The organism is Actinocatenispora thailandica, from assembly GCF_016865425.1.
Lineage (GTDB): Bacteria > Actinomycetota > Actinomycetes > Mycobacteriales > Micromonosporaceae > Actinocatenispora > Actinocatenispora thailandica.
Map to the genome: position 1 here is coordinate 6,362,519 of NZ_AP023355.1, position 23,511 is coordinate 6,386,029.

21 protein-coding genes and 1 pseudogene are annotated in these 23,511 nt (G+C 73.4%); 13 read left to right on the forward strand and 9 right to left on the reverse strand.

Annotation, left to right across the window (positions count from 1 at the left end; translation table 11 throughout):
• The first annotated feature begins 50 nt into the window (after nt 1-50).
• Both Athai_RS28470 and Athai_RS28475 read left to right on the forward strand, forming a co-directional pair.
• Entirely contained in the window at nt 51-581 is a 531-nt protein-coding gene (locus Athai_RS28470; RefSeq protein ID WP_203964333.1) for a GNAT family N-acetyltransferase, read from the forward strand.
• Between the two features lie 236 nt (nt 582-817).
• Entirely contained in the window at nt 818-1,579 is a 762-nt protein-coding gene (locus Athai_RS28475) for a nucleotidyltransferase family protein (protein WP_203964334.1), read from the forward strand.
• A 124-nt stretch (nt 1,580-1,703) separates the two neighbouring features.
• On the opposite strand, the gene Athai_RS28480 is transcribed toward Athai_RS28475, so the two are convergent.
• Nucleotides 1,704-2,501, reverse strand: coding sequence for an SDR family oxidoreductase (locus Athai_RS28480; RefSeq protein WP_239157227.1), 798 nt, complete (start codon nt 2,499-2,501; stop codon nt 1,704-1,706).
• A gap of 222 nt (nt 2,502-2,723) precedes the next feature.
• On the opposite strand from Athai_RS28480, the gene Athai_RS28485 reads away from it, so the two are divergent.
• Nucleotides 2,724-3,821 carry an LLM class flavin-dependent oxidoreductase gene (locus tag Athai_RS28485; protein WP_203964335.1) on the forward strand — a complete coding sequence of 366 codons (1,098 nt, stop codon included), beginning with the start codon at nt 2,724-2,726 and terminating at the stop codon, nt 3,819-3,821.
• A 28-nt stretch (nt 3,822-3,849) separates the two neighbouring features.
• The gene (locus Athai_RS28490) at nt 3,850-4,485 is read left to right on the forward strand and encodes an FMN reductase (RefSeq protein WP_203964336.1); all 636 of its coding nucleotides are present in this window, start codon (nt 3,850-3,852) and stop codon (nt 4,483-4,485) included.
• 48 nt (nt 4,486-4,533) lie between these two features.
• On the opposite strand, the gene Athai_RS28495 is transcribed toward Athai_RS28490, so the two are convergent.
• A complete protein-coding gene (locus Athai_RS28495) occupies nt 4,534-6,693 on the reverse strand; it encodes an ATP-dependent DNA helicase (RefSeq protein WP_420829806.1) in 2,160 nt (719 codons plus the stop codon).
• A gap of 190 nt (nt 6,694-6,883) precedes the next feature.
• Between Athai_RS28495 and Athai_RS28500 the strand changes: the two genes are divergently transcribed.
• A complete protein-coding gene (locus tag Athai_RS28500) occupies nt 6,884-7,420 on the forward strand; it encodes a DUF402 domain-containing protein (protein WP_203964337.1) in 537 nt (178 codons plus the stop codon).
• On the opposite strand, the gene sigJ is transcribed toward Athai_RS28500, so the two are convergent.
• Nucleotides 7,417-8,340 carry an RNA polymerase sigma factor SigJ gene (gene sigJ / locus Athai_RS28505; RefSeq protein ID WP_203964338.1) on the reverse strand — a complete coding sequence of 308 codons (924 nt, stop codon included), beginning with the start codon at nt 8,338-8,340 and terminating at the stop codon, nt 7,417-7,419. The genes Athai_RS28500 and sigJ overlap by 4 nt on opposite strands.
• A gap of 77 nt (nt 8,341-8,417) precedes the next feature.
• On the opposite strand from sigJ, the gene Athai_RS28510 reads away from it, so the two are divergent.
• Together Athai_RS28510 and Athai_RS28515 are read left to right on the forward strand one after the other, a co-directional pair.
• Nucleotides 8,418-8,843 carry a PI-PLC domain-containing protein gene (locus Athai_RS28510; RefSeq protein WP_203964339.1) on the forward strand — a complete coding sequence of 142 codons (426 nt, stop codon included), beginning with the start codon at nt 8,418-8,420 and terminating at the stop codon, nt 8,841-8,843.
• Nucleotides 8,834-9,241: a PI-PLC domain-containing protein gene (locus Athai_RS28515; RefSeq protein WP_203964340.1), complete on the forward strand. Its 408-nt coding sequence runs from the start codon at nt 8,834-8,836 to the stop codon at nt 9,239-9,241. The genes Athai_RS28510 and Athai_RS28515 overlap by 10 nt, the downstream gene beginning before the upstream one ends.
• A gap of 40 nt (nt 9,242-9,281) precedes the next feature.
• Here Athai_RS28515 and Athai_RS28520 read toward each other — a convergent pair whose 3' ends face one another.
• A complete protein-coding gene (locus tag Athai_RS28520; RefSeq protein ID WP_203964341.1) occupies nt 9,282-10,244 on the reverse strand; it encodes an Lrp/AsnC family transcriptional regulator in 963 nt (320 codons plus the stop codon).
• Between the two features lie 113 nt (nt 10,245-10,357).
• Between Athai_RS28520 and Athai_RS28525 the strand changes: the two genes are divergently transcribed.
• From Athai_RS28525 to Athai_RS28535, 3 genes and pseudogenes are all read left to right on the forward strand, one after another.
• Nucleotides 10,358-12,082: an MFS transporter gene (locus Athai_RS28525; RefSeq protein WP_203964342.1), complete on the forward strand. Its 1,725-nt coding sequence runs from the start codon at nt 10,358-10,360 to the stop codon at nt 12,080-12,082.
• Between the two features lie 419 nt (nt 12,083-12,501).
• The gene (locus tag Athai_RS28530) at nt 12,502-13,134 is read left to right on the forward strand and encodes a DUF47 domain-containing protein (RefSeq protein WP_203964343.1); all 633 of its coding nucleotides are present in this window, start codon (nt 12,502-12,504) and stop codon (nt 13,132-13,134) included.
• A gap of 4 nt (nt 13,135-13,138) precedes the next feature.
• Nucleotides 13,139-14,154: pseudogene (locus tag Athai_RS28535) on the forward strand (inorganic phosphate transporter).
• 3 nt (nt 14,155-14,157) lie between these two features.
• Here Athai_RS28535 and Athai_RS28540 read toward each other — a convergent pair.
• On the reverse strand, nt 14,158-15,135 hold the full coding sequence (locus Athai_RS28540; RefSeq protein ID WP_203964344.1) for a Gfo/Idh/MocA family protein: 978 nt from the start codon (nt 15,133-15,135) through the stop codon (nt 14,158-14,160).
• Nucleotides 15,136-15,341: 206 nt separating this feature from the next.
• Between Athai_RS28540 and Athai_RS28545 the strand changes: the two genes are divergently transcribed.
• Nucleotides 15,342-16,508, forward strand: a complete 1,167-nt coding sequence (locus tag Athai_RS28545; protein ID WP_203964345.1) for a thiolase family protein — start codon at nt 15,342-15,344, stop codon at nt 16,506-16,508.
• A 56-nt stretch (nt 16,509-16,564) separates the two neighbouring features.
• On the opposite strand, the gene Athai_RS28550 is transcribed toward Athai_RS28545, so the two are convergent.
• Complete coding sequence (locus Athai_RS28550; RefSeq protein ID WP_203964346.1) at nt 16,565-18,046, reverse strand: MFS transporter; 1,482 nt, start codon at nt 18,044-18,046, stop codon at nt 16,565-16,567.
• A 74-nt stretch (nt 18,047-18,120) separates the two neighbouring features.
• Between Athai_RS28550 and Athai_RS28555 the strand changes: the two genes are divergently transcribed.
• The gene (locus Athai_RS28555) at nt 18,121-19,026 is read left to right on the forward strand and encodes a LysR family transcriptional regulator (RefSeq protein ID WP_203964347.1); all 906 of its coding nucleotides are present in this window, start codon (nt 18,121-18,123) and stop codon (nt 19,024-19,026) included.
• Between the two features lie 15 nt (nt 19,027-19,041).
• Here the strand turns inward: Athai_RS28555 and Athai_RS28560 are convergent, their stop codons facing one another.
• The 3 genes from Athai_RS28560 to Athai_RS28570 form a co-directional block, all read right to left on the reverse strand.
• Nucleotides 19,042-19,848, reverse strand: coding sequence for a WecB/TagA/CpsF family glycosyltransferase (locus Athai_RS28560; protein ID WP_203964348.1), 807 nt, complete (start codon nt 19,846-19,848; stop codon nt 19,042-19,044).
• 30 nt (nt 19,849-19,878) lie between these two features.
• A complete protein-coding gene (locus tag Athai_RS28565; RefSeq protein WP_203964349.1) occupies nt 19,879-20,952 on the reverse strand; it encodes an NAD-dependent epimerase/dehydratase family protein in 1,074 nt (357 codons plus the stop codon).
• 275 nt (nt 20,953-21,227) lie between these two features.
• A complete protein-coding gene (locus Athai_RS28570) occupies nt 21,228-22,019 on the reverse strand; it encodes a hypothetical protein (RefSeq protein WP_203964350.1) in 792 nt (263 codons plus the stop codon).
• Between the two features lie 226 nt (nt 22,020-22,245).
• On the opposite strand from Athai_RS28570, the gene Athai_RS28575 reads away from it, so the two are divergent.
• Nucleotides 22,246-23,511 (forward strand): aspartate kinase, encoded by a 1,266-nt coding sequence (locus tag Athai_RS28575; protein ID WP_203964351.1) that lies wholly within the window; start codon nt 22,246-22,248, stop codon nt 23,509-23,511.

Here is a 23,511-nt window from a genome sequence, read left to right on the forward strand (position 1 = left end):
ATCCGCGGCACCGCGGCCGAACCGTCGGGGGTGGGTGGTAGACGGGAGGGATGGAACTTCGGGATGTGCGGCTGGACGACGTCGACGCCTATGTTCGGATGCGGTGCGATCCGGTGATGATGGCCGAGCTGGGCGGGCCGCAGCCGGCCGACCGGATGCCCGACAAGGTGCGCCGCGACGTCGCCGAGGCCGCGGCCGACCTGGCCTGGATCCAGATGATCGTGCCCGACCCGGCCGGCCCAGCCGACCCGGCCGACCCGGCGCAGGTCGCCGGCAACGTGGTGATCTGGACGCACGAGCTGGCCGGCACGCCGATCAGCGAGATCGGCTGGATGGTGCTCCCCGAGTACCAGGGCCGGGGGTACGCGAAGCGTGCGGTGCGGCAGCTGCTGGCCCGCGCCCGCGACGAGCGGCGGTGGGGCGAGGTGCACGCGTTCCCCGGCGTCGGCAACGCCGCCTCGAACGGGGTCTGCCGGTCGGTCGGGTTCCGCCTGCTGGGGCCGACCGACACGGAGTACGCCGGCCAGACGCTGCGCACCAACCACTGGGCCATCGACCCGGCGGCCGATCTCGTCACCTGACGCCGCACCGTCGCGCGCCGCCCCCGGCCAGTTCCCGCGCCGCTCCGGCCAGTTCCCGCGCCACCCCCGGCCAGTCCCGCGCCGCCCGGCCAGTTCCCGCGACGCCCCGGCCAGTTCCCGCGCCGCGGGCACGGTCGAACGCGATCAGGCGGGTGCGGGTGCCTCGAACGGGTGCGCCGGGGCGGCGGTGCTGGTAGACCGTTGTCGGTAACCGTCGATACGGATGCGGGGAGCCGATGGACGACGCGACGTTCCTGGACGACGTGGCCGACGCGCTGGCCGGGCTGCCCGGCGTCACGGCGGTGGCGCTCGGCGGGTCCCGGGCGCAGGGCACCTGCCGCAGCGACAGCGACTGGGATCTGGCGATCTACTACCGCGACGGGTTCGACCCGGAGACGCTGCGGGCGATCGGCTGGCCCGGCGAGGTGTCCGAGCTGGGTGGCTGGGGCGGCGGCGTGTTCAACGGCGGCGCCTGGCTGCACATCGACGGCCGGCCGGTCGACGTGCACTACCGCGATCTCGACGCGGTCGAGCACGAGCTGGCCGAGGCCCGTGCCGGCCGGTTCCGGATCGAACCGCTGCTGTTCCATCTCGCCGGCATCCCGAGCTACCTGGTGGTCGGCGAACTCGCCATCGCCCGGGTGCTGCGCGGCGACCTGCCCCGGCCGGACTACCCACCGGCGCTGCGGCGGTCCGCACCGCCGGTGTGGTGGGGCAACGCCGACCTGGTGTTCGAGTACGCCCGGGCCAACCACGCCCGGCACGGCCGGCTCGCGGCGTGCACCGGGCTGGTGGCGGTCGCCGCGAGCCAGGCGGCGCACGCGATCCTCGCCGCGCGCGGCGAGTGGGTCACGAACGAGAAGACGCTGCTGGACCGCGCCGGGCTGGCCGCGCTGGACGAGCTGGTCGCGGTCGCCCGGCCCACCCCGGCGTCGTTGACGCATCTCGTCGACGACGCCCGTACCCTCGCCCGGGGCGCCCTCGACGCCGCCTCGTGACCCCGGCACCAGCCGCACCTGCGCCACCTCTCGATCGCGGCGCCGCCGCGTGTCCCGGCGCCGGCCGAGGTTCGGCCGGCGCCATCGGGCGCACCGGGGGTCCGTACCGGGTCGGCACGGCCGCTCAACCCCGTAGCCGCTTGGGCCCCAGGTAGCTGCCGCCGGTGGCGTCGATGGTGTTCGCGGTGATCCAGCCGGCGTCGTCGGTGGCCAGGAACGCCACGACGGCGGCGATGTCGGCCGGCTGGCCGATCCGCTCGATCGCCTGCCCGGCGGACACCATCGCGGCCGCCTCCGGCCGGTCGAACAGGAAGGCGGTCCGGTCGGTACGGGTCGGGCCCGGCTCGACGGTGTTGACGGTGATGCCGCGGGCACCGACCTCGTTGGCCAGGTTGCGTCCGAGGGTGGCGATCGCCGCCTTGGTCATCGCGTACGCGAGTTCACCCGGCAGCGCGATCCGGGTGACGGCGGAGCCGATGTCGATGATCCGGCCACCGGCGCCCATCGTCGGCAGCAGCCGCTGGATCAGGAAGAACGGCGTCCGCACGTTCACCGTGAACAGCCGGTCGAACCCGGCCGGCGTCTCGGTCTCGATACCGCCGTCCGACTCGCTGATCGCCGCGTTGTTGACCAGGATGTCGAGCCGGTCGCTGCCGGTGCGCTCGCGCAACCCGGCGGCCAGCGCGGCGGCGAGCCGCTCGACCGCCCCGTCGGTACCGAATTCGACCCGGATCGCGAAGGCCTGCCCGCCGGCCGCCTCGATCGCGGCGACGGTGTCCTTGGCCGCCGCGTCGTCGCTGCCGTAGTGCACCGCGACCAGCGCGCCGGCCGCGGCGAGCCGCTCGGCGATCGCCCGCCCGATGCCCCGCGAACCACCGGTCACCAGTGCCGTCCTGTCGCTCAGTTGCGCCACCACTGTCACTCCCTAATTGTGTCCGTTGGATGCTGTTTACTTTAGACACAGTTTTTGGGCGAACGCAAGCGTGATCCGACCCACCGCGACATCACGTGCCCCGGCGGCGCATGCCTCGGCGGTGCATGCCGCCAGGCATCGCACGCCGTCGGGCCCGCGGGAATACCTGCGCCGCGCCGTCGTTGACCCAGATGTATTTGCGAAGTCAACTATTGACAGGAGTGGCGGGCAATGCAGTTCGGGATCTTCACCGTGGGGGACGTGACTCCGGACCCGACGACCGGCCGCACGCCCACCGAGGGCGAACGGATCAAGAGCATGGTCCGGATCGCGCAGAAGGCCGAAGAGGTCGGTCTGGACGTCGCCGCGTTCGGCGAACACCACAACCCGCCGTTCGTACCGTCGTCCCCGACGACGATGCTCGGCTACGTGGCGGCCCGCACCAGCCGGCTCATCCTGTCCACCGCGACGACGCTGATCACCACCAACGACCCGGTGAAGATCGCCGAGGACTACGCGATGCTGCAACACCTCGCGGACGGCCGGGTCGACCTGACGCTGGGCCGCGGCAACACCGGCCCGGTGTACCCGTGGTTCGGCAAGGACATCCGGGACGGCATCGACCTCGCGATCGAGAACTACCACCTGCTGCACCGGCTGTGGACCGAGGAGGTCGTCGACTGGGAGGGCAAGCACCGCACCCCGCTGCACGGCTTCACCGCCACGCCGCGACCGCTCGACGGCGTACCGCCGTTCGTGTGGCACGGGTCGATCCGCAGCCCGGAGATCGCCGAGCAGGCCGCCTACTACGGTGACGGGTTCTTCGCGAACCACATCTTCTGGCCGGCCGAGCACACCCAGAAGATGGTCGCGTTCTACCGCAAGCGGTTCGAGCACTACGGGCACGGCTCCGCGGACCAGGCGATCGTCGGGCTCGGCGGGCAGGTGTTCATGCGCAAGAACTCACAGGACGCGGTGCGCGAGTTCCGGCCGTACTTCGACAACGCCCCGGTGTACGGGCACGGGCCGTCGCTGGAGGAGTTCAGCGCCGAGACGCCGCTCACCGTGGGCAGCCCGCAGCAGGTCATCGACCGTACCCTCGGGTTCCGCGACTACGTGGGTGACTACCAGCGGCAGCTGTTCCTGATGGATCACGCCGGGCTGCCGGAGAAGGTCGTCCTGGAGCAGCTCGACCTGCTCGGCGAGGAGGTGGTGCCGGTGCTGCGCAAGGAGTTCGCCGCGGTACGGCCGGCGCACGTGCCGGACGCGCCGACGCACGCCGGCCTGCTCGCCGCGAGCGGCCAGCCGATCGGCGACACGAACCGATGAGCCAGACGACGAGGCGAGGGAGCACGCGATGACCGCGGCCACACCGGCCGGCCGGCGCACCATAGTGACGATCAGCGCCGGGCTCGGGGCACCGTCCTCGACCCGGCTGCTCGCCGACCGGCTCACCGAGGCGACCGTGCACGGGCTGGCCGAGCTGGGCATCGAAGCCGACGTCGAGACCGTCGAACTGCGCGAGGCCGCGCACGACATCGCGGACAACCTCGTCACCGGCTTCGCGAACGCGAAGCTGCGCCCGGTGCTGTCCGCGGTGGCCGGCGCGGACGCGCTGATCGCGGTGACCCCGACGTTCAACGCCTCGTACAGCGGGCTGTTCAAGTCGTTCTTCGACGTACTCGACGAGGGCACGCTCACCGACCGCCCGGTGCTGATCGGCGCCACCGGCGGGACGGCCCGGCACTCGCTGGTGCTCGACCACGCGCTGCGCCCGCTGTTCAGCTACCTGCACGCGGTCGTGGCGCCGACCGGCGTGTACGCGGCCACCGAGGAATGGGGCGGGCCGGACGCGGAAACCGGCCTGGCGAAACGGATCCGGCGAGCCGGCCGGGAACTCGCCGCCCTGGTCGCGGCCCGCGAACCGGCCGCCGAGGCCGACCCGTTCGCCGCCGCCACCGCGTTCGAGGACCTGCTGCACGGCACCGGCTGACCGCACCGGTCGGCCGGCCCGACCGGGTCCGGTGCCCCCGGCACCGAGTCAGCTGGTTGCCGGGGTGCCCCGGAGGCGTTGCAGCGCACCGAGCACGACATCCGGACTCGTGGTGTACCAGAAGGGCGGCAGCGAGTTGCGCAGGAACGTCCCGTACGACCGGGCGGTGTGCAGGCGGGAGTCGAGCACTGCGACCACCCCCCGGTCGGTGTCGGCGCGCACCAGCCGGCCGACCCCCTGGGCCAGCCGGACCGCCGCGGCCGGGACGCTGACCGCGGCGAAGCCGGACCCGCCGGCGGCGTCGACCGCGGCGCTGCGGGCGGCGGACAGCGGTTCGTCCGGCCGTGGGAACGGCAACCGGTCGATCACCACCAGCTGGCAGGCGTCGCCCGGCACGTCCACCCCCTGCCACAGCGACATCACCCCGAACAGGCAGCTCGACTGCTCCTGCCGGAACTTGCGGACCAGGATCGGCAACGCCTCGTCGCCCTGCAGGTAGACCTCGACGCCGGTGGCGGCGCGCACCACCTCGGCGGCCCGGTCGGCGGCCCGGCGGGACGAGAACAGCCCGAGAGTGCGGCCACCGAGCGCCTGCACCAGCCGGACCAGCTCGTCGGCCGCCGGGTCGGACAGCCCGGACTGGGTCGGCCGCGGCAGCCGCGCCGCGACGTAGAGAATGCCCTGCTTGGCGTAGTCGAACGGGGAACCGACGTCCAGCGCCCGCCAGGCCGGCGGCTCCTCGTCGCCGTCCTCGTCCGCACCGGCGAGCAGGAACGGCTGGGTGGACCGGGTCGGCCGCAGTGACGGTGCGGCGGCACCATCGGCCGGTGGGTCCGGCCGCACGTCACCGGTGTCCGGCGTCCGCCCGTAGCCGGCCGGCAGCCCGAGGCCCGCCGCGACGGTGTCGAACCGACCGCCGAGTGCCAGGGTGGCCGAGGTGGCGACCACCGTCCGGTCGGTGAAGAGCAACGAGCGCAGCAGACCGGCGACCGACAGCGGCGCCACGTGCAGCCCGGGATGCTCCTGGGTGATGCCCTCGACCCAGATCACGTCCTGCGGCGAGCAGTCGAGCAGCCGCTCCGCCACCTCGGCGATCGTCTGCACGGTCGACTTCGCCTGCTGCTTGTGCACCGGGTCGGGGTCGTCGGCCCGCACGTCCCCGAACGCGTTCACCGCGGCCCGGCCGGCGGCCTGCACCAGGCTCACCGCGTCGCGCACCGCGGCCGGCAACTCCACCAGCCGGCCCGGCGGTGCCGCGGCCAGCGCCAGCGCCAGCGCGTCGGACGCCTCGGTCAGCCGGTCCAGCACCCCGCCGTCGAGCAGGGTGCGGGCCCGCCGGGTGGCCCGGTCGATCGCCTCCGCGGACAGCTCGGCCCGGGCCGCCGAGGTCATCCGGTCGGCGAGCTCGTGCGCCTCGTCGATGATCAGCACCTCGTGCGGGGGCAGGATGTGCCGGCCGGACATCATGTCGACGGCGAGCAGGCTGTGGTTGGTGACCACGATGTCGGCGGACCGGGCGCGCACCCGGGACGCCTCCGCGAAGCACTCGTCGCCGAACGGGCAGCGTTGCGCGCCGACGCATTCCCGGGCCGGCATCGACACCGTGCGCCAGACCATGTCGTCCACGCCCGGGTCCAGCTCGTCCCGGTCGCCGGTCTCGCTGTCCGACGCCCACTCGCGCAGCCGGACCACCTGCTTGCCGATCCGGCCGGCGGCACCCAGCCACTGCGAACCGCCGCCGGACTCGCCGAACAGGTCCGGCTCCGGCTCCTCGGCGCCGGCGTCCAGCCGGGCCCGGCAGGCGTAGTGGTGCCGGCCCTTCAACACCGCGAACGTGGGCGGCCGGCCGAGCAGCGGGGTCACCGCCTCGGCCAGGCGTGGCAGGTCGTGCTCGATCAGCTGCGCCTGCAGCGCGAGGGTGGCGGTGGACACCACCACCGGGCCGCGCTCGCGCAGCGCGCCGACCAGGTAGGCGAGCGACTTGCCGGTGCCGGTGCCGGCCTGGACCAGCAGGTGTTCCCCGGTGCGGATCGCCTCGTCGACGGCCTCGGTCATCCGCACCTGGCCGGGCCGGCTCGCCCCGCCGGGCACCGCGGCGACCGCCGCGCCCAGCAGGTCGAGGGCGGACGGTCTCCGGGTCTGCGGCACGGTGCTCGTCACGCCGCCCGACGCTACCCGACCCGGCCGCGCCTCCCCCGCGTCGTCCACAGCCCCCGGCGTTGTCCACCGGAGTCCCGGGCGTCGTCCACAGCCCCGGCGATGTACACCAAACTCCCGGGCGTCGTCCACAGCCCCCGGCGTCGGCCACCGGAGTCCCGGCGTCCCGGCGTCGTCCACAGCCCCCGGCTTCGTCCACCGGCCGCGGCCGGCTCGTGCGCCCCGGAGGTACCGTCGCGGCATGGTTGCCGATGACTGGGTGCGGGTGCGCTATTTCAAGTACGACGGGTCGCTGCACTGGCATTTCGACGCCGTTCGGCTCGGCGCCGACCGGTTCGGCACCTGGCTGGGCGCGCCGGCCGGGACCGCCCTGCAACGCGGCTCGGAGCCGCCGCTGACCTGGGAAGTGGCGCAGGTGTTGCTGGTCGCCGAGGGCGGCAAGTGGTGGACGGCGAACTTCAACGCCGCGCCGCACCCGACCGAGATGTACTCCGACATGACCACGGTGCCCAGCTGGCACGGCGACGAGCTGCGCGCCGTCGACCTCGATCTCGACGTGGTCCGCCGCCGCGACGGCCGGATCGAACGGCTGGACGAGGACGAGTTCGCCGAGCACCAGCTGCGGTACGGCTACCCGGCCGAGGTGGTCGCCGCGGCCGAGGCGGCCGCCGACGAGGTGTTCCAGGCCGTCAGCGCCGGCGCCGAGCCGTTCGCCACCGAGTACCGCCCGTGGCTGGCCCGGGCGGGTCGGCTCACGCTGCGCGAACAGGCTGGCTAGCCGTCGCCGCGTCGGCTCGGCGCCAGCGGCGGGAGGTGGCCCAGTTTCTCCGGGTTGAGCTGGTTGAAGACCGCGGTGATGCGGCCGTCCGCGATGCCGAACGCCATCACCACCGCGGTGTGGTTGCCGCCCAGCTCGCCCGCGCCGTACAGGCCGAGATCGCCGTTGACCAGCACCGGCAGCAGCACCACCTCCGGGTCGTTGGCCCGCCGGCCGAGGTTGAGCAGGAAGCGGCCGACCCGCTCGGCGCCGCTGACCGGCTCCCGGATCGACGGGGCGAGGCCACCACCGTCACCGGTCAGGGTGACGTCCGGGGCCAGCACGGCGAGCAGCCCGGCCAGGTCACCCTGCTGGCACGCCCGCAGGAAGGCGGCGACGACCTGGCGCTGCTCGGCGAGCGCGGCGTCGTGCCGGGGCGCGCCGGAATCCCGCACCGCGCGCCGGCCGCGGGAGGCGAGCGCGCGGGCCGCCTCGGTGCGGATCCCGAGCGCGTCGGCGATCTGGTCGAACGGTACGTCGAACACGTCGTGCAGGACGAACGCGACGCGCTGCTCCGGGGTGAGCCGCTCCAGCAGGGCGAGCAGCGCGATGCTCACCTCGTCGGTACGGGCGGCGTGCTCGCCCGGGTCGAGCGTGCCGGTGTCGGCCAGCGGTCGCACGACCGGCTCGGGCAGCCACGACCCGACGTACGACTCGCGGCGCACCCGCGCCGAGCGCAGCACGTCCAGGCAGATCCGGCCGGTGACGGTGGTCAGCCAGGCCCGCGGTTGCTCGATCGCGTCCTGGTCCACGTCGCGCCAGCGCAGCCACGTCTCCTGAACCGCGTCCTCGGCCTCGGCGATGCCACCGAGCAGGCGGTATGCCACCCCGGTGAGATGGTCCCGGTGCCGCTGGAACTCGTCGGCAGCCTGGTCAGCCATGCTCCGATTCTGCGCCCTGCCCACGAACGGGTACCGATCCGGCCCCGGACACCGGCCCGGTGTGCCAGCGTGGAGCCATGTTTCGGGCTGCCGCAGCGCGGGTCACGGCCGGTGAGCCGGACTACCCGTACCTGCGGTTCGGGCACGCGCACAACGACTACCGGCACCGGCTGCCGCTGTTCGCCGCGCTGCACTTCGGGTACGCGAGCATCGAGGCCGACGTCTGGCCGGTGCGCGGCGAGCTGCTCGTCGGGCACGGCCGGCGGGAGCTGTCGCCGGGGCGCACCCTGACCCGGCTGTACCTGGACCCGCTGGCCGAGCGGGTCGGCCGGCTCGGCGCCGTGTATCCGGGCGCACCGGGCGGGCTGCAGTTGCTGGTGGAGGCGAAGCGCCGGCCGGAGGAGTGCTGCACGCTGCTGGCCGCGCAGCTGGCCCGCTATCCGGGCCTGTTCACCCGGTACGCGGACGGCGCCGTGCACGGGGGCCGATCAGCGTGGTGCTGACCGGCGCCGGGACCCCGCACGAGTTCGTCGCCGCCCAGCGTGACCGGCTGCTGGGCTGCGACGGGACGCTGGCCGAGGTGTCCGGCAAGCGGCTGCCGCCGCAGCTGGTGCCGCTGGTCAGCGAGCGCTGGACGAACCTGTTCCGGTGGCGGGGCAACGGTCGGTTCCCGACCCGGGAGCGACGCCGGCTGGCCGGGCTGGTCGACCGGGTGCACGCGGACGGGCGGGCGCTGCGGTTCTGGGGTGGCCCGTCCTGGCGGTCCGGGGTGCGCCGCCGGTTCTGGCGCGAGCTGGCCACCGCCGGGGTGGACTATCTCGGCAGCGATCACCTGCGTGAACTTGCCGACCTCGCCGCCGATCTGGGTACCCGGGTGGACGCCGGTACGTCGCCACGGTGATCGAGATCTCCACGCTGCGGGCGGTTGCCCGGCCTCGCGGTCAGCCGAGCTGGCCGTGCCGCTTGAGGACCCGTACCGACGGGGCGGTTTCGTAGCCGGTGACGCCGGGGAGCCGGCCGATCGGGCCGCCGAGGTACTCGTACAGCGCGCGGGCGTCCGGGCAGCTGATGCTCGCGATCAGGTTGGTCGGTCCGGTCACCGCGGCGGCGAAGTTCACCGGGTGGTGCCGGATCAGCTCGTCGGCCGCCGCGAACAGCTGGTTGGGCAGTACCGACAGGAAGATCATCGCGGTGGTGTCGATCTCGATCAGGTCGTTGACCAGGTCGATGTCGAACCGGACCTGGCCGCTCGCGCGCAGCGCGTCGAGCCGGCGCCGGGCGGTCGACTCCGAGCAGCCGGCGGCGCCGGCGAGTTCGGCGTGGCCGGCCCGCCCGTCGCGGCCGAGCACCGCGAGGATCGCGCGGTCGGCCGCGTCCGGCGCCGTGTGCGGCGGGTCGACCGGTGGTGGCTGCCGCAGCGCGTCCACCTCGTCGGGGTCGAGACCGCCGCCGAGCCGGTGCACGAACAGCGCCGGGTCCGGCTCGTAGCCGCGGAGCAGCTGGTACGCGGTGAAGTCGGTGATCCGCGGGGTGCGCGGCAGCTTGCCGAGCAGCAGCGCGTCCCGGCTGGCCCGGGTGTCCGGGCGGGTGGAGCACAGCACCTCGCTGCCGCCGGAGACCAGGTGCACCCAGTACGTGTCGGTGCGGCGGGCGAGCGCCTCGGCGATCGGCGCCGCCGCGTCCGGGGTGCTGCGCAGCCGGAAGAACCACTGCTCCATCCCGTACCACTCGGGGACGCCGACGACGCGCAGCCCGCCGGACGACCGGAGCCGCGCGTACCGCCGGGCGACGGTCTGGTCGGACACCCCGAGCACGGCGCCGATCCGCGCGAACGAGGCACGGCCGTCCACCTTCAACGCGTGCACGAGCCGCCGGTCGAGCCGATCGAGCGCGACGGATTCCATCGTTCGACCATAACTGACGTCGGATTCCGCCACGGAAACCCGCGTGATTGGGAATCGCGCCGCGACCGCCGCACGCTGGCCGGCGAGACGAATCCGCAACGGGAGGAACGATCATGCGGAAATGGGGGCCGTTGCTCGCGGTCTGCCTGGGCAACCTGATGCTGATGATCGACGTGACGATCGTGGTCGTCGCGCTGCCGACGATGGGTGCCCACCTGCACGCCTCGTTCGGCGAACTGCAGTGGGTCATCGACGGGTACGCGCTGGTACTGGCGGCGGTGCTGCTGACGGCCGGTTCGCTGGCCGACCGGTACGGGCGGCGCCGCGCCTACCTGGCCGGCCTGGTGGTGTTCGCCGCCGCGTCGCTGGCCAGCGCCCTCGCACCGAACGCGCCGGTACTGATCGCCGCCCGCGCGGTCCAGGGCGTCGGCGGCGCGGCGATGCTCGCCACCTCGATGGCACTGCTGACGGCCACCTACTCGGGCCGGGATCGCGGGGTCGCGTTCGGCGTGTGGGGCGCGGTGTCCGGCGCGTCCGCCGCGGCCGGGCCGATCGCCGGCGGGCTGCTCACCGAGTACCTGAACTGGCAGTCGATCTTCCTGGTCAACGTGCCGGTGTGCGTGGTCGCGGTGGCCCTGTCGGCGCGCGTACTCACCGAGTCGCGCAACCCGCACGCCGGCCGGCTGGATCTGCCCGGCATGGCCGGCTTCTCGATCGCGAGCGGCGCGCTGACGTACGCGCTGATCCGGGGCGCCGCCAACGGCTGGACCTCGGCCGGCACGCTGGTCCCGTTCGCGCTCGCGGCCGTGTCGCTGGTGGTGTTCCTGGCCGTCGAGTCGCGGCGGCGGCAGCCGATGCTGGACCTGTCGCTGTTCCGGAACCGGTCGGTCACCGCGCTGCTCGTGGCGGCGCTGCTGCTGCAGGCCGGCGCGTTCGGCTACCTGCCGTACACGTCGCTGTGGCTGCAGTCGATGCTCGGCGACGGGCCGGTCCGGGCCGGCCTGGTCGGCGGGATGGCACTGTCCGCGGCCGGGTTCGTGGTGTCCGCGCTCGGTGGCCGGCTGCTGCACGACGTGTCGCCGAAGCTGCCCGTCGGTGTCGGGCTGCTGGTTCTCGCCGCCGGCGACCTGCTGGAGGCCCGGCTGACCGCCGACGCGCCCGGTACCCGGCTGATCCCCGGGCTGCTGGTGGCCGGCGTCGGGATGGGCCTGGCGCTGCCGACGCTGTCGAGTGCCGTGATGGCCGCCGTACCTTCGCACCGGGCCGGCATGGCCGGCGGCGCGCTGAACACGTTCCGCCAGCTCGGCCAGGCGCTCGGCATCGCCGTACTGGGTGCGGTGTTCGCCGGTGGCCTGGCCGCGGGGCTGCCGGCGCGGGCCCCGGCCGGTACCGCGGCGGCGCTTGCGGCGGGACAGGGCCAGGCGGTCGTGGCGCACGTACCGGCCGCCGCCCGGGACACCGTGGCGCACGCGCTGCGCGGCGCGTTCGCGGTCGGACTGAACCGCACCCTGGTCGTGTCCGGCGTGCTCGCCGCCGTCGCCGGAGTGCTGGTACTGACGCTGGTCGCGGGCCGCCGCGCCGACGCCGGGCCCGCGTCGGGCCGGCCGGAATCGGCCGGGGGCGCTCCGGGCGGATCACAGACCGGCGCGGCCCGGCCGCGGCAGGCCCCCGGCACGTCGCCCGGCGTCCCGGTCGGGCCCGAGGATGTCCCAGGAGCATCGCGCGGCGTCCCGGTCGGGTCGCCCAGCGCGGCGGAAAACCGTTCGCCCGGTGCGGATTCCGACGTCATCCTGAAGGGGCCGTCGGGGCTGGGCCAGCCCCGACGGACACGGAACTGAGTTGCCAAGGCCGCCGCGCGATCCAGCCGGACCTCGCGGCGGCCCAGGCGCGACGCGGGTCGCACAACCCGCGTCGCGCCGCCGTGTTCCGGGCCTGACGCCGCGGCGAGGAAGCCCCTTCGCGTGGGCCGAATGTCGAGACTGCGCGGCTTGGGTACGGCAGTATGCCATTGCGAAGCCCTGAGCACTCACCGTGCCCTCGGCAGCGCGCATCGTGCATGGCGAGCGTGGCGTACATGAACGGGAGGTGAACGCCGACTGAACCGGTCTCGACCAGGGGTGGTCGGGTGTTTTGCCAGCTCGAGGCATGCCTAGCATCGGACCGGCCGGGCGCCGGGTCGCGCCGTCATTCGACGGCGGCAGGCGCTCCGGCTCGCGGCATCCGCCGTGACACCATCCGCGATCGCGACGAGGTTGCCGTGCGATTCAAGCTCCGTCCGTCCGAGGACGCCTTCTACGACTTCTTCAACCAGGCGGCCCAGAACCTGGTCCGCGGCGCCGAGCTGCTGACCGGCCTGACCGTCGGCGCCAGCGCCGAGACGATCCAATCCATCTCGGAGGGGCTGCAGGAGGTCGAACACGCCAACGACGACGTCACCCACGCGCTGTACAACAAGGTGAACTCGACGTTCATCACCCCGTTCGACCGGGAGGACATCTACCGGCTCGGATCCGGCCTGGACGACGTGATGGACGCGATGGAGTCCGCCGGCAACCTGGTCTACCTGTACGGGCTGTCCGACATCCCGTCGCTGCCGCGGGAGATGTCCGAGCAGATCGAGACGCTCAACCAGCTGGCCCGGCTCACCGCCGAGGCGATGCCCAAGCTGAAGGGCATGAAGGGCCTCGAGCCGTACTGGATAGAGGTCAACCGGCTGGAGAACGAGGGCGACCGGCAGTACCGGATGCTGCTGGTGCGGCTGTTCTCCGGCGAGTACGAGCCGCTCAGCGTGATGAAGATGAAGGAAGTCGCGGACGACCTGGAAGAGGCGATCGACGCTTTCGAGCACGTCGCCAACACGGTCGAGACGATCGCGGCCAAGGAGTCCTGACCCGGTGAGCGCTCTGCTGATCGGCGCCATCGTGGTGATCGTGATGACGATGGTGTTCGCCTTCACGAACGGTTTCCACGACGCCGCCAACGCGATCGCCACCTCGGTGTCGACGCGCGCACTGCCACCCCGGGTCGCACTGTTGATGGCGGCGCTCGGCAACCTCGTCGGCTCCTTCCTGGGTGCCAAGGTCGCCGGCACCGTCGGCGAGGGCATCGTGTCGCTGCCGCCCGGTACCAAGAGCCTGGTCGTGGTGTTCGCCGGCCTCGTCGGCGCCGTCGTGTGGAACCTGATCACCTGGTACTTCGGGCTGCCGGCGTCGTCGTCGCACTCGCTGATCGGCGGGCTGGTCGGCGCCACCCTGGCGGCGCTGAGCCTCGGGCTCAGCGGTCAGGTGCTCTGGTCCGGCATCCTGGACAAGGTCATCGTCCCGATGATCATCTCCCCGGTGATCGGCCTGGTGGTCGGCTACCTGGTCATGCTCGCGGTGATGTGGACGTTCCGCCGCTCGGCGCCGGGCCGGCTGAACCGCGGTTTCCGGTTCGCGCAGACCGGGTCGGCCGCCCTGATGGCGCTCGGCCACGGCATGCAGGACGCCGCCAAGTCGATGGGCATCGTGGTGCTGGCGCTGAACATCAGCGGCATCCAGCATGACCACCACATCCCGTGGTGGGTGTACCTGTTGACGGCCGGGGTGATGGCCGCGGGCACCTATTCCGGCGGTTGGCGGGTGATCCGCACGCTCGGTCGCCGGATCATCCACCTCGATCCGCCGCAGGGTTTCGCCGCCGAGCTGAGCGGCGCGGCGGTGCTGTTCGGCGCCTCGATCGGCTTCGGCGTGCCGATCTCGACCACGCACACCATCACGGCGGCGATCATGGGCGTCGGCGCGACGAAGCGGCTGTCAGCGGTGCGCTGGGGGTGGCCGGCAACATCGTCGTCGCCTGGGTCCTCACCCTGCCGGCGGCCGGCCTGTTCGCGCTCGTGGTGTACTACCTCGCGCACCTGATCCTGGGCTGACGGTCACTCACCCGGGTAGCGGACGCCGAGCTGGGCACGGGCGGCGTCCAGGGTGCGCAGTACGGCGAGGGTGTCGGCGAGCGGCAGCAGCGGGCTGTCCGTCTCGCCGGCACGCAGGCACCGCATCACCTCGGCCGCCTCGTGCACGTACCCCCGCCCGGCCGGCGCCGCGGTGACCTGCTCGACCCGCCCACCCCGGTACAGCCGGAAGCCGTGCGGGGCGAAGAAACCGCGATCCAGCTCGATCCGGCCCTCGTCGCCGGACACCGCCGCCACCCGCGGGGTGTCTGCGGCGATCGAGCAGGACAGCGTGGCGACCGCGCCGGAGGCGTGGCCGAGCAGCAGCCCGACCGTCTCGTCCACACCCTCCGCGGTCCGGGTGCCGGTGGCCGTCACCGTCGCCGGCTCGCCGAGCACCAGCTGCGCGAACGCCACCGGGTAGACGCCGAGATCGAGCAGCGCGCCGCCGCCGAGCGCCGGGTCGCGCAGCCGGTGCGCCGGCGCGAACGGCCCGGCGAGGCCGAAGTCCGCGGACACCACCCGTGGGGCACCGATGGCGCCGGCGGCGATCCGCGCGGTCAGCTCCCGTACCGCCGGGAGGGCCCGGGTCCACATCGCCTCGACGAACAGCACCCCGGCCGCCCGGGCGCGCGCCGCGAGGTCCTCGCCCTGCGCCGCGGACAGCGCCGCCGGCTTCTCCACCAGTACCGCCTTGCCGGCGTCCAGGCAGGCCGCCGCCGCGGCGTGATGCGCACTGTGCGGGGTCGCCACGTACACGACGTCCACCTCGGCGTCCGCGGCCAGCTCCGCCCAGCTGCCGTACGCCCGGGCGATGCCGTACCGGTCGGCGAACCGCCGGGCCGCCACCGCGCTGCGCGAACCGACCGCCACCACCTCGGCGTCCGGCATCGTCGACAGGTCCTCGGTGAACGTGGCCGCGATCCCACCGGTGGCGAGGATGCCCCACCTGATCTTCCGCATCCACCCACTCTGCCAGCACCGGCCAGCCGGGGTTCACCGCAGCCGGACCGCCGGTTCGGGGCGGTGCACGGAGCGGGTAGGTGTGCGGGGTCCTTTGCTCTGCGCACCTGGACGCACCACGACTGGTGCGCTGAGGTGCGCAGAGCCGCTCTGCTCAGCTGCATGCACCATTTCGGGGCGGTCGGCGTGCCGGTAGATTCGCCGGCGTGGATGCCTACCTCATCGACGCGGTACGCACCCCGTTCGGGCGCTACCGCGGCGGCCTGTCCGGGATCCGGACCGACGACCTTGCCGCCCTGCCCATCGCCGAACTCGTCCGCCGTCACCACGGCCTCGACCCGGCGACCATCGACGACGTGATCCTCGGCGACGCGAACGGCGCCGGCGAGGACAACCGCAACGTGGCCCGGATGGCCGCCCTGCTCGCCGAACTGCCGGTGACCGTGCCCGGCAGTACGGTCAACCGGCTGTGCGGTTCCGGTGGCGAGGCGATCGTGCAGGCCGCCCGGGCGGTCGCCCTCGGCGATGCCCGGCTGGTCGTCGCGGGTGGGGTGGAGAGCATGAGCCGCGCGCCGTACGTGCTGCCCCCGCCGGACGAGGCGCTGCCGCGGGCGATGCAGCTGTACCCGAGCCGGCTCGGCTGGCGGATGGTCAACCCGGCCTTCCCGGACCGGTGGACCGCCTCGCTGGGCGTCTGCGCCGAGCAGGTCGCCGTCGAGCTGGGCATCGGCCGGGCCCAGCAGGACGAGTGGGCGCTGCGCAGCCACCAGCTGGCCGCCGCGGCCTGGCAGCGCGGCCGGCACGACGACTACGTGCTGCCGGTCGAGGGGGTACGGCGGGACGAGTCGATCCGGGACGACACCTCGGCGGCGAAACTGGCCCGGTTGAAGCCGGCGTTCACCCCCGACGGGCCGGTCACGGCCGGCAACTCCTCGCCGCTCAACGACGGCGCGCTCGCCGCGATCGTCGGTACCGCCGAGCTCGCTGCGGAGCTGGGCGTCGAGCCGCTCGGCCGGCTGGTGGCGACCGCGGTCGTCGGGGTCGAGCCGGACCGGTTCTCCACCGCGCCGGTCGCAGCGATCGGCCGCGTGCTGGACCGTACCGGGCTGTCCACTGCGGACGTCGTGGCCTGGGAGCTGAACGAGGCGTTCGCCGCGATGGTGCTCAGCTGCCTGCACGAGATGCCGGGGATCCCGGTCGACCGGGTCAACCCGAACGGTGGCGCGATCGCGATGGGGCATCCGCTGGGCGCGTCCGCGGCGCGGGTCATGGTCGACGTGTGCCGCGAGGTGCGGCGGCGGGGCGGTGGCTTCGGTGTCGCGGCCGCCTGCATCGGGGTCGGTCAGGGCATCGCTGCGGTCTTCGAGGTGTGAATAAGGGTCGGGTCCTGCTCTGTGCGCCGGGGTGCCAGGTGCAGGGCCAGCTCCGGTCACTTCGGTGCGCGGGCTGGTGGGGTGAAGGCCACCTCTGTCCGCTGCTCTGACCCCGCGTGGGGGAACGTGGGGCGGGGCTTCGCCCCTCCCCGCCAAGGGGGCAGTCGCCCCCTTGACCATCCCCCGCCGGGGAAGCGGAGACGAGATCCTGACGCCGCCTGGCCGCCTCGGAACGTCGGGGCCCGGTGATCGGCTTGGACGCCGCCTGGCTCGCATCGGAACCTCGGGGCACGGTGATGCTGGCCCGACGCCGCCTGGCTCGCTTCGGAAGCGGGGGGTGACGGGCCTGGCCGCTTCGGGAGGCTGGGTGGGTCAGGGGCGGGAGGTGTGCCGGGCGAGGGGGAGGCAGGTGGCGAGGAGGCGGCGGCGGTGAGGGCGAAGGCCACCGGGAAGCCGGCGCGGGTCGCGAGGGTGCCGAGCAGGACGCCACCGACGCCGGTACCGGCGTCCAGGGACATGTTCCAGACGGCGCTCGCGGTGCCGTGCCGGCCGGCGCCGGCCCGGTCGAAGAGCAGGACGAGGGTCTGGTTCTGGGCGGCGCCGAACCCGACGCCGAGCAGCAACGCGCCGAGCAGCGCGACGGCGACGCCGAGACCGGTTCCGAGGTGGCCGCCGAGGCCGACGAGGGCCAGCCCAGCGGCGGCCACCAGCACCGTGACCGGCAGCACCGCCCGTACCGCGCGGGTGCCGGGGGCGCGGTCGGCGAGCTGCCCGGCGCCCCAGCGGGCGGCGAGGGCGGCGGCGCCGAAGACGGCGAGCACCGCGGCGGACGCGGCCGGTACCGCCAGCGGTGCGAACGTGATGATGCCGGTCGCCGCGACGGCGATCGGCAGCATCACCGCGACCGGCCCGACGATCGCGGACAGTGGCGGCCGGCCGAGGTCGGCCGGCGGGGCCGGCGCCGGGGCGCGGCGAATGGCCAGGATCGCGGCCGCCGCGGCGAGCGGAGCGAGGGTGATCGCGACGAACAGCCACGGGTAACCGACCAGGTCGACGCCGGCGACCGCGACCGGCACCAGGGCCACGTTGGGCAGCGCGACAGCCAGCCCGTACGCGCCGCCGGCCCGGCCGCGCCGCTGGGGTGGCGCGAGTTCGGCGACGAGCGCGCTACCGGAGACGCTGAGCAGGCCGAACCCGATGCCGCGCAGGGCGGACACCGCGATCAGCGGCGGCAGCGCGTCGGTCAGTGCGTACCCGATGGTCGGGGGCACCATGACCGCCACCCCGGCGGCGAACGTGACGCGGAATCCGAGGCGCCGGCCGAGCAGCGGTACCAGCGCCTGGGTGAGCACCGTGGTGAGCATGAACACGCTGGTGGTGAGGCCGGCGCCGGCCGGGCTGGCGCCGCCGTGCGCGGCCCATCCGGTGACCACCGGCAGCAGGACGGCGTAGTTCGCGAAGGCACCGACGGTGGCGAGCAGCAGGGCGGGGAAGCCGTGCCGGGTGGGCGCGGCGACCGGCTCGCAGGTAACGGACACGGTTCCTGTCTAGGGCTACGGACCCATCACGTCAAACGAATGTTGTTGATGCAACCCATCGCTACTGTTGATGCATGGAGCTTCGCCTGCTGCGCACGTTCCGAGCCGTGGCCACCACCGGCAGCTTCACCCGCGCCGCCGCCGACCTCGGGTACGTGCAGTCCAACGTCACCGCGCAGATCAAGTCGCTGGAACGGGAGGTCGGCGCACCGCTGTTCGAACGGCTCGGCCGGCGGATCGTGATCACCGACGCCGGCCGCCGCCTCGTCGAGTACGCGGACCGCATCCTCCGGCTCGCCGACGACGCCCGCGCCGAGCTGCACGCCCTCTCCGCCGGCGACGGCGACCTCGTCGGCACGCTGCGGATCGGCGCCGCCGAGACGCTCTGCGCGTACCGGCTGCCGCACGTGCTGCGGGCCCTCGCCGACCGGCACCCGCGGCTGCGGGTGGTCTTCCGCCCGGCCGCCCGGACCGAGCTGCTCGCCGACCTGTCGGCGGCCCGGCTGGACGCGGCGCTGCTGCTGGAGGAGCCGATCGCCGGCACCGGGCTCGCCGTCGAGTCGCTCGCCGTCGAGCCGCTGCGGCTCGTCGCCGCCCCGGACCACAAGCTCGCCGGCGCGACCTCGGTGTCCCCGGCCGACCTCGCCGACCAGCCGCTGATCCAGGTCGAGGAGGGCTGCGCGCACCGGGAGGTGTTCGACCGGCAGCTGCGCGCGGCCGGCGTCGCCCCACCGGTACTGGCCGAGTTCGTCAGCCTGGAGGCGGTCAAGCAGTGCGCGGTGGCGGGCCTCGGCGTGGCGATGCTGCCCGCCGTCGCGATGGCCGGCGAGCTGCGCCGCGGCGACCTCGTGGTACTCCCCTGGCACCCCGGCACCGACGCGCCCGCGCTGCACACCCAGGCGGTCCGCCTGGCGCGCCGCGCACCCACCCCGGCGCTCACCGCGCTGCTCGACCTGGCCCGAACCCAGTGGTCCGGCTGAGCCGGCCGGGCCGGGTCAGACGGCGAAGCTGTCGGCGGGGGCGCTGGTGGGTTCGGCGGGGCGGGCCCGCCAGAGGTGGCTGGCCTGCGCGCCCAACCGGGCCAGGTAGGCGGGGTTGAGGATCAGGTAGCGGCGCCAGAGCCGCTTCGGTTCCAGCCCGAGGCGCCACAACCATTCCAGCCCGCGCTGCTGCATCCACGGCGGCGGCTTGCGCAGGTCACCCGCGTGGTAGTCGAACGCGGCACCGACCGCGAGCAGCGGCATCGACAGCAGCGGCCGCATCGCGTGCACGAAGATCTCCTGGCGCGGGCAGCCCAGCCCGACCAGGACGACCCGGGCGCCGGAGTCGCTGATCCGGCGGGCGATCTCGGCCGGCTCGCCCGGCCGCGCGGAGCGGAACTTCGACGGCTCCGCGCCGGCGATCTTCAACCCGCCGAACTGCTCGGTCAGCGCCGCGGACAGCTTGTCCAGCACCGGCTGGGTCGACCCGTACAGGTAGATCGGCAGCCCCTCGGCGGCGCACCGCTCGACCACCTTCAGCGTCAGCGTCGGGCCGTACGTGCGGTCCGGCAGCTGCGCCTTGTGCAGCAGGTTCAGCGCCCAGCGCACCGGCTGCCCGTCCGGCGTGACCACGTCGAACGAGTTGAGCCGGGCCTCGTGCGCCCGGTCCTGCACGCCGGTCATCACGCCGTGCACGGCCAGCGCGGTCAGCGCCAGCGGTCGCTGCTCGCGCGCCGCGGCGAGCACCTTGTCGGTCGCGGCCTCGTAGTCGACGGCGTCCACGCAGACACCGAGCACGTTGCCCTTGCCCCGATCGATCACGACCTGCCGCCCCTCACCGGTACTGCCGGGTCACGCCTGCGGCGTCCAGCGCTCGGCGTTCGCCTCGTACATCTCGCGCAGGATCGCCGGCACGTCGTACTGCTGCTTCCAGTCCGGGTAGTGCTCGCGGAACCGGCCCATGTCGCTGACGTACCACTGGTGGTCGCCGGTGCGCGCCTGCTCGTCGTACACGTGCCGCATCTCGACGCCGGAGATCTCCTCGGCGAGCTGGAAGGCTTCCAGGTGCGAGCAGTTGGACTGCCGGCCGCCGCCCAGGTTGTACACCTCGCCGACCCGCGGCGCGCGGAAGAACGCCTCGAACGCGGTCACCACGTCGTTGCTGTGGATCGCGTCCCGCACCATCTTTCCCTTGTACCCGTAGATGGTGTAGACGCGGCGCTCCATGTTGCAGCGCATCAGGTATGCGAGGAAGCCGTGCAGTTCGGCGGCCGAGTGCGCCGGGCCGGTCAGCGTGCCACCGCGGAACGCCGCGGTCTTCAGCCCGAAGTAGCGGCCGTACTCCTGCACCAGCACGTCGGCGGCGACCTTGGAGACGCCGAAGATCGAGTGCAGCGAGTGGTCGATGGACATGTCCTCGCGGATGCCCTCGTAGTAGGTGTGCGCGGGGTCCAGCTCGTACCGCGTCTCCTGCTCGACCAGCGGCAGCCGGTTCGGGGTGTCGCCGTACACCTTGTTGGTGGAGGTGAAGATGAACGGCGCGTCCGGCGCGTGCAGCCGGGTGTTCTCCAGCAGGTTCAGGGTGCCGACGGCGTTCACGTCGAAGTCGGTGAACGGCTCCTTCGCGGCCCAGTCGTGGCTCGGCTGCGCCGCGGTGTGGATCACCACCGAGATGTCCTTGCCGTACCGCGTGAACAGCGCCGCGACCGCGTCCCGATCCCGGATGTCGATGCTGTGGTGCTGGTAGGAGGCGCCCAGTTCGGACTTGAGCTGCTCCACCTGCCAGGCGGTCGAGCCGTCCGCGCCGAAGAAGTAGCCGCGCATGTCGTTGTCGATGCCGACCACGGTCAGGCCCAGCCTGGCGAAGTGCCGGACCGACTCCGAACCGATCAGGCCGGCCGAGCCGGTCACGAGTGCGACGCTCACGAAAACTCCTTCGGCCCTGCCTTGGTGAGGGGCCGGCCGGCCCCGTTGCCGCGGCCCATCGTAACGGCGCCGGCCCGCGTCCAGCGGGCCGGCGCCTGGGTTCGCTGGTGAGACGGCGGGATCGCACGGTATGACCGGCGAGACGGAGCGGATCGGCACGGTGGGGCCACCGGCGAGACGGTGGGGCTACCGGCGCGACGCGGAACGGCACGGTACCAGCGGCTGGCCGGGGCGAGTGGTGGTGTCGCGGTGGCGGCGGGCGGGGATCAGCGGAATCAGCGGGCTGTGGACGGGGACGCCGAGGCGGAGGCGGACGCCGAGGCGCTCGGCGACGGGGACGGCGAGGTCGTCGGGACCGCGCCGCCGGCCGCGACCGGGCCGGGCAACTTGACCGACTTCGGCGCCGCGGTGGCCGCACCGACCAGGGTCAGCGAACCGACGCTCAACCGGGCACCGGTGACCACACCGTCCTGATCCAGGCAGTACGTGCCGGACGGGACCGGTGAGGACAGTGACGCCGCGGTCGGCTCGACGGAGAAGCAGGAGCCCGGCACCCCGGACGGGTTCTTCGCCGTGTCGATCGACAGCGCCTCGCTGCGATCACCCAGGACGCCCAGCCAGGACAGCCACAGCCGCTCGATCTTCGGGTCGTACTTCGCCGGCACCGAGCCACCCTTGCCGGCGACCCTGGCGCAGGACTTCGCGTCGCCCAGCCCGCACTGGTACACCCCGGCGGCGTTGCCGGCGACCGCGACGTCGGTGCCGCCGCCGAGGCCACCCTTCGGTACGTCGAAGCGCCAGGAGCCGTCCGTGGCCAGCGTCACGGTGATCGTCGAGGTCGGCTTCCGGCCGCCGGGCGAGTACTCGTACCGCGCCACGTACCGCTTGTCCGCGGCCGCGGCGACCAGGCCGGCGAGCCGGTCGGCCGGGCTGCCCTCGTCGTGCGCGGCCGGCGTCGGCGACTCGGTCGGGGTCGTCGGTGCCTTCGCCCCGCCACCACAGCCGGTCAGCAGCGGTGTTGCGGCGACGAGCAACGCGGAGGTCAGGGCAGCGGTCCGGGTACGCACTCGATCATTGTGGGTGCCGCGGGCCCGGATCCCCGGGATGCCACGCAGGGCCGCGCCCCGGGACCTCGGCCGGCACGCGCGGCATACCACACCATCCTGGGCGTACCGCGTGTGAGCGATTCGTCGCATGCTGGGACGTGGGGTGGCCGGAACCGGCCCGGCCGGTACCCTGGCAGCGCCAGATCGACCTGAGGGCCATCCGGGCACCCTCGCAGAAGGGGTAGGTGTGACACTCGTCGTCCAGAAGTACGGCGGCTCATCGGTCGCCGACGCGGAGCGGATCAAGCGGGTCGCCGAGCGCATCGTCTCGGCCCGCAAAGCCGGCGACGACGTGGCGGTCGTGGTCTCCGCGATGGGCGACACCACCGACGAACTGCTCGACCTGGCCCACCAGGTGTCCCCGCTGCCGCCCGGCCGGGAGATGGACATGCTGCTCACCTCCGGTGAGCGCATCTCGATGGCGCTGCTGGCGATGGCGATCCACAACCTCGGCTACGAGGCGCGCTCCTTCACCGGCTCGCAGGCCGGCGTGATCACCACCTCGTCGCACGGCAAGGCGCGGATCATCGACGTGACGCCGGGCCGGCTGCAGAGCGCGATCGACGAGGGCGCGGTCGCGATCCTGGCCGGATTCCAGGGCATCGCGCAGGACACCAAGGACATCACCACCCTCGGCCGGGGCGGTTCGGACACCACCGCGGTGGCGCTGGCCGCCGCGATGCACGCCGACCAGTGCGAGATCTACACCGACGTGGACGGCGTGTTCACCGCCGACCCGCGCATCGTGCCGACCGCGCACAAGCTCGATACCGTGACGTACGAGGAGATGCTGGAACTGGCCGCGTCCGGCGCGAAGGTGCTGCACCTGCGCGCCGTGGAGTACGCCCGCCGGTTCAACATGCCGATCCATGTCCGCTCGTCGTACTCGACCAAGCCCGGCACGATCGTCGCCGGCTCGATGGAGGATCTTCCCGTGGAACAGGCACTGATCTCAGGGGTCGCGCACGACCGCAGCGAAGCCAAGATCACCGTCCTGTCGGTGCCGGACGAGCCGGGCCGGGCGGCGAAGATCTTCCAGGTCGTCACCGACGCCGAGATCAACATCGACATGATCGTGCAGAACGTGTCGACCAAGGCGACCGGCCGCACCGACATCTCGTTCACGCTGCCGAAGACCGACGGCGCCGCCGCGATGACCGCGCTGCAGAAGACGCGCGACGAGATCGGCTTCGAGGGCCTGCTGTTCGACGACCACATCGGCAAGGTGTCGCTGGTCGGCGCCGGGATGCGATCGAACCCGGGCGTCGCGGCGACGTTCTTCCGGGCGCTGTCCGAGGCCGGGGTCAACATCGAGATGATCTCCACGTCCGAGATCCGGGTCTCCGTGGTGTGCCGGGACACCGACCTCGACGAGGCGGTCCGCGCGCTGCACGAGGCGTTCGACCTCGGCGGCGACGAGGAAGCGGTGGTCTACGCCGGCACCGGTCGGTGA

What these genes read in the sequence shown, in the direction of transcription:
- Athai_RS28475 (WP_203964334.1), top strand. Translation starts at nt 818, where the DNA reads ATGGACGACGCGACGTTCCTGGACGACGTGGCCGACGCGCTGGCCGGG.
- Athai_RS28540 (WP_203964344.1), bottom strand. Translation starts at nt 15,135, where the DNA reads ATGCGGAAGATCAGGTGGGGCATCCTCGCCACCGGTGGGATCGCGGCC.
- Athai_RS28470 (WP_203964333.1), top strand. Translation starts at nt 51, where the DNA reads ATGGAACTTCGGGATGTGCGGCTGGACGACGTCGACGCCTATGTTCGG.
- Athai_RS28500 (WP_203964337.1), top strand. Translation starts at nt 6,884, where the DNA reads ATGGTTGCCGATGACTGGGTGCGGGTGCGCTATTTCAAGTACGACGGG.
- Athai_RS28490 (WP_203964336.1), top strand. Translation starts at nt 3,850, where the DNA reads ATGACCGCGGCCACACCGGCCGGCCGGCGCACCATAGTGACGATCAGC.
- sigJ (WP_203964338.1), bottom strand. Translation starts at nt 8,340, where the DNA reads ATGGCTGACCAGGCTGCCGACGAGTTCCAGCGGCACCGGGACCATCTC.
- Athai_RS28485 (WP_203964335.1), top strand. Translation starts at nt 2,724, where the DNA reads ATGCAGTTCGGGATCTTCACCGTGGGGGACGTGACTCCGGACCCGACG.
- Athai_RS28510 (WP_203964339.1), top strand. Translation starts at nt 8,418, where the DNA reads ATGTTTCGGGCTGCCGCAGCGCGGGTCACGGCCGGTGAGCCGGACTAC.
- Athai_RS28525 (WP_203964342.1), top strand. Translation starts at nt 10,358, where the DNA reads ATGCGGAAATGGGGGCCGTTGCTCGCGGTCTGCCTGGGCAACCTGATG.
- Athai_RS28520 (WP_203964341.1), bottom strand. Translation starts at nt 10,244, where the DNA reads ATGGAATCCGTCGCGCTCGATCGGCTCGACCGGCGGCTCGTGCACGCG.
- Athai_RS28555 (WP_203964347.1), top strand. Translation starts at nt 18,121, where the DNA reads ATGGAGCTTCGCCTGCTGCGCACGTTCCGAGCCGTGGCCACCACCGGC.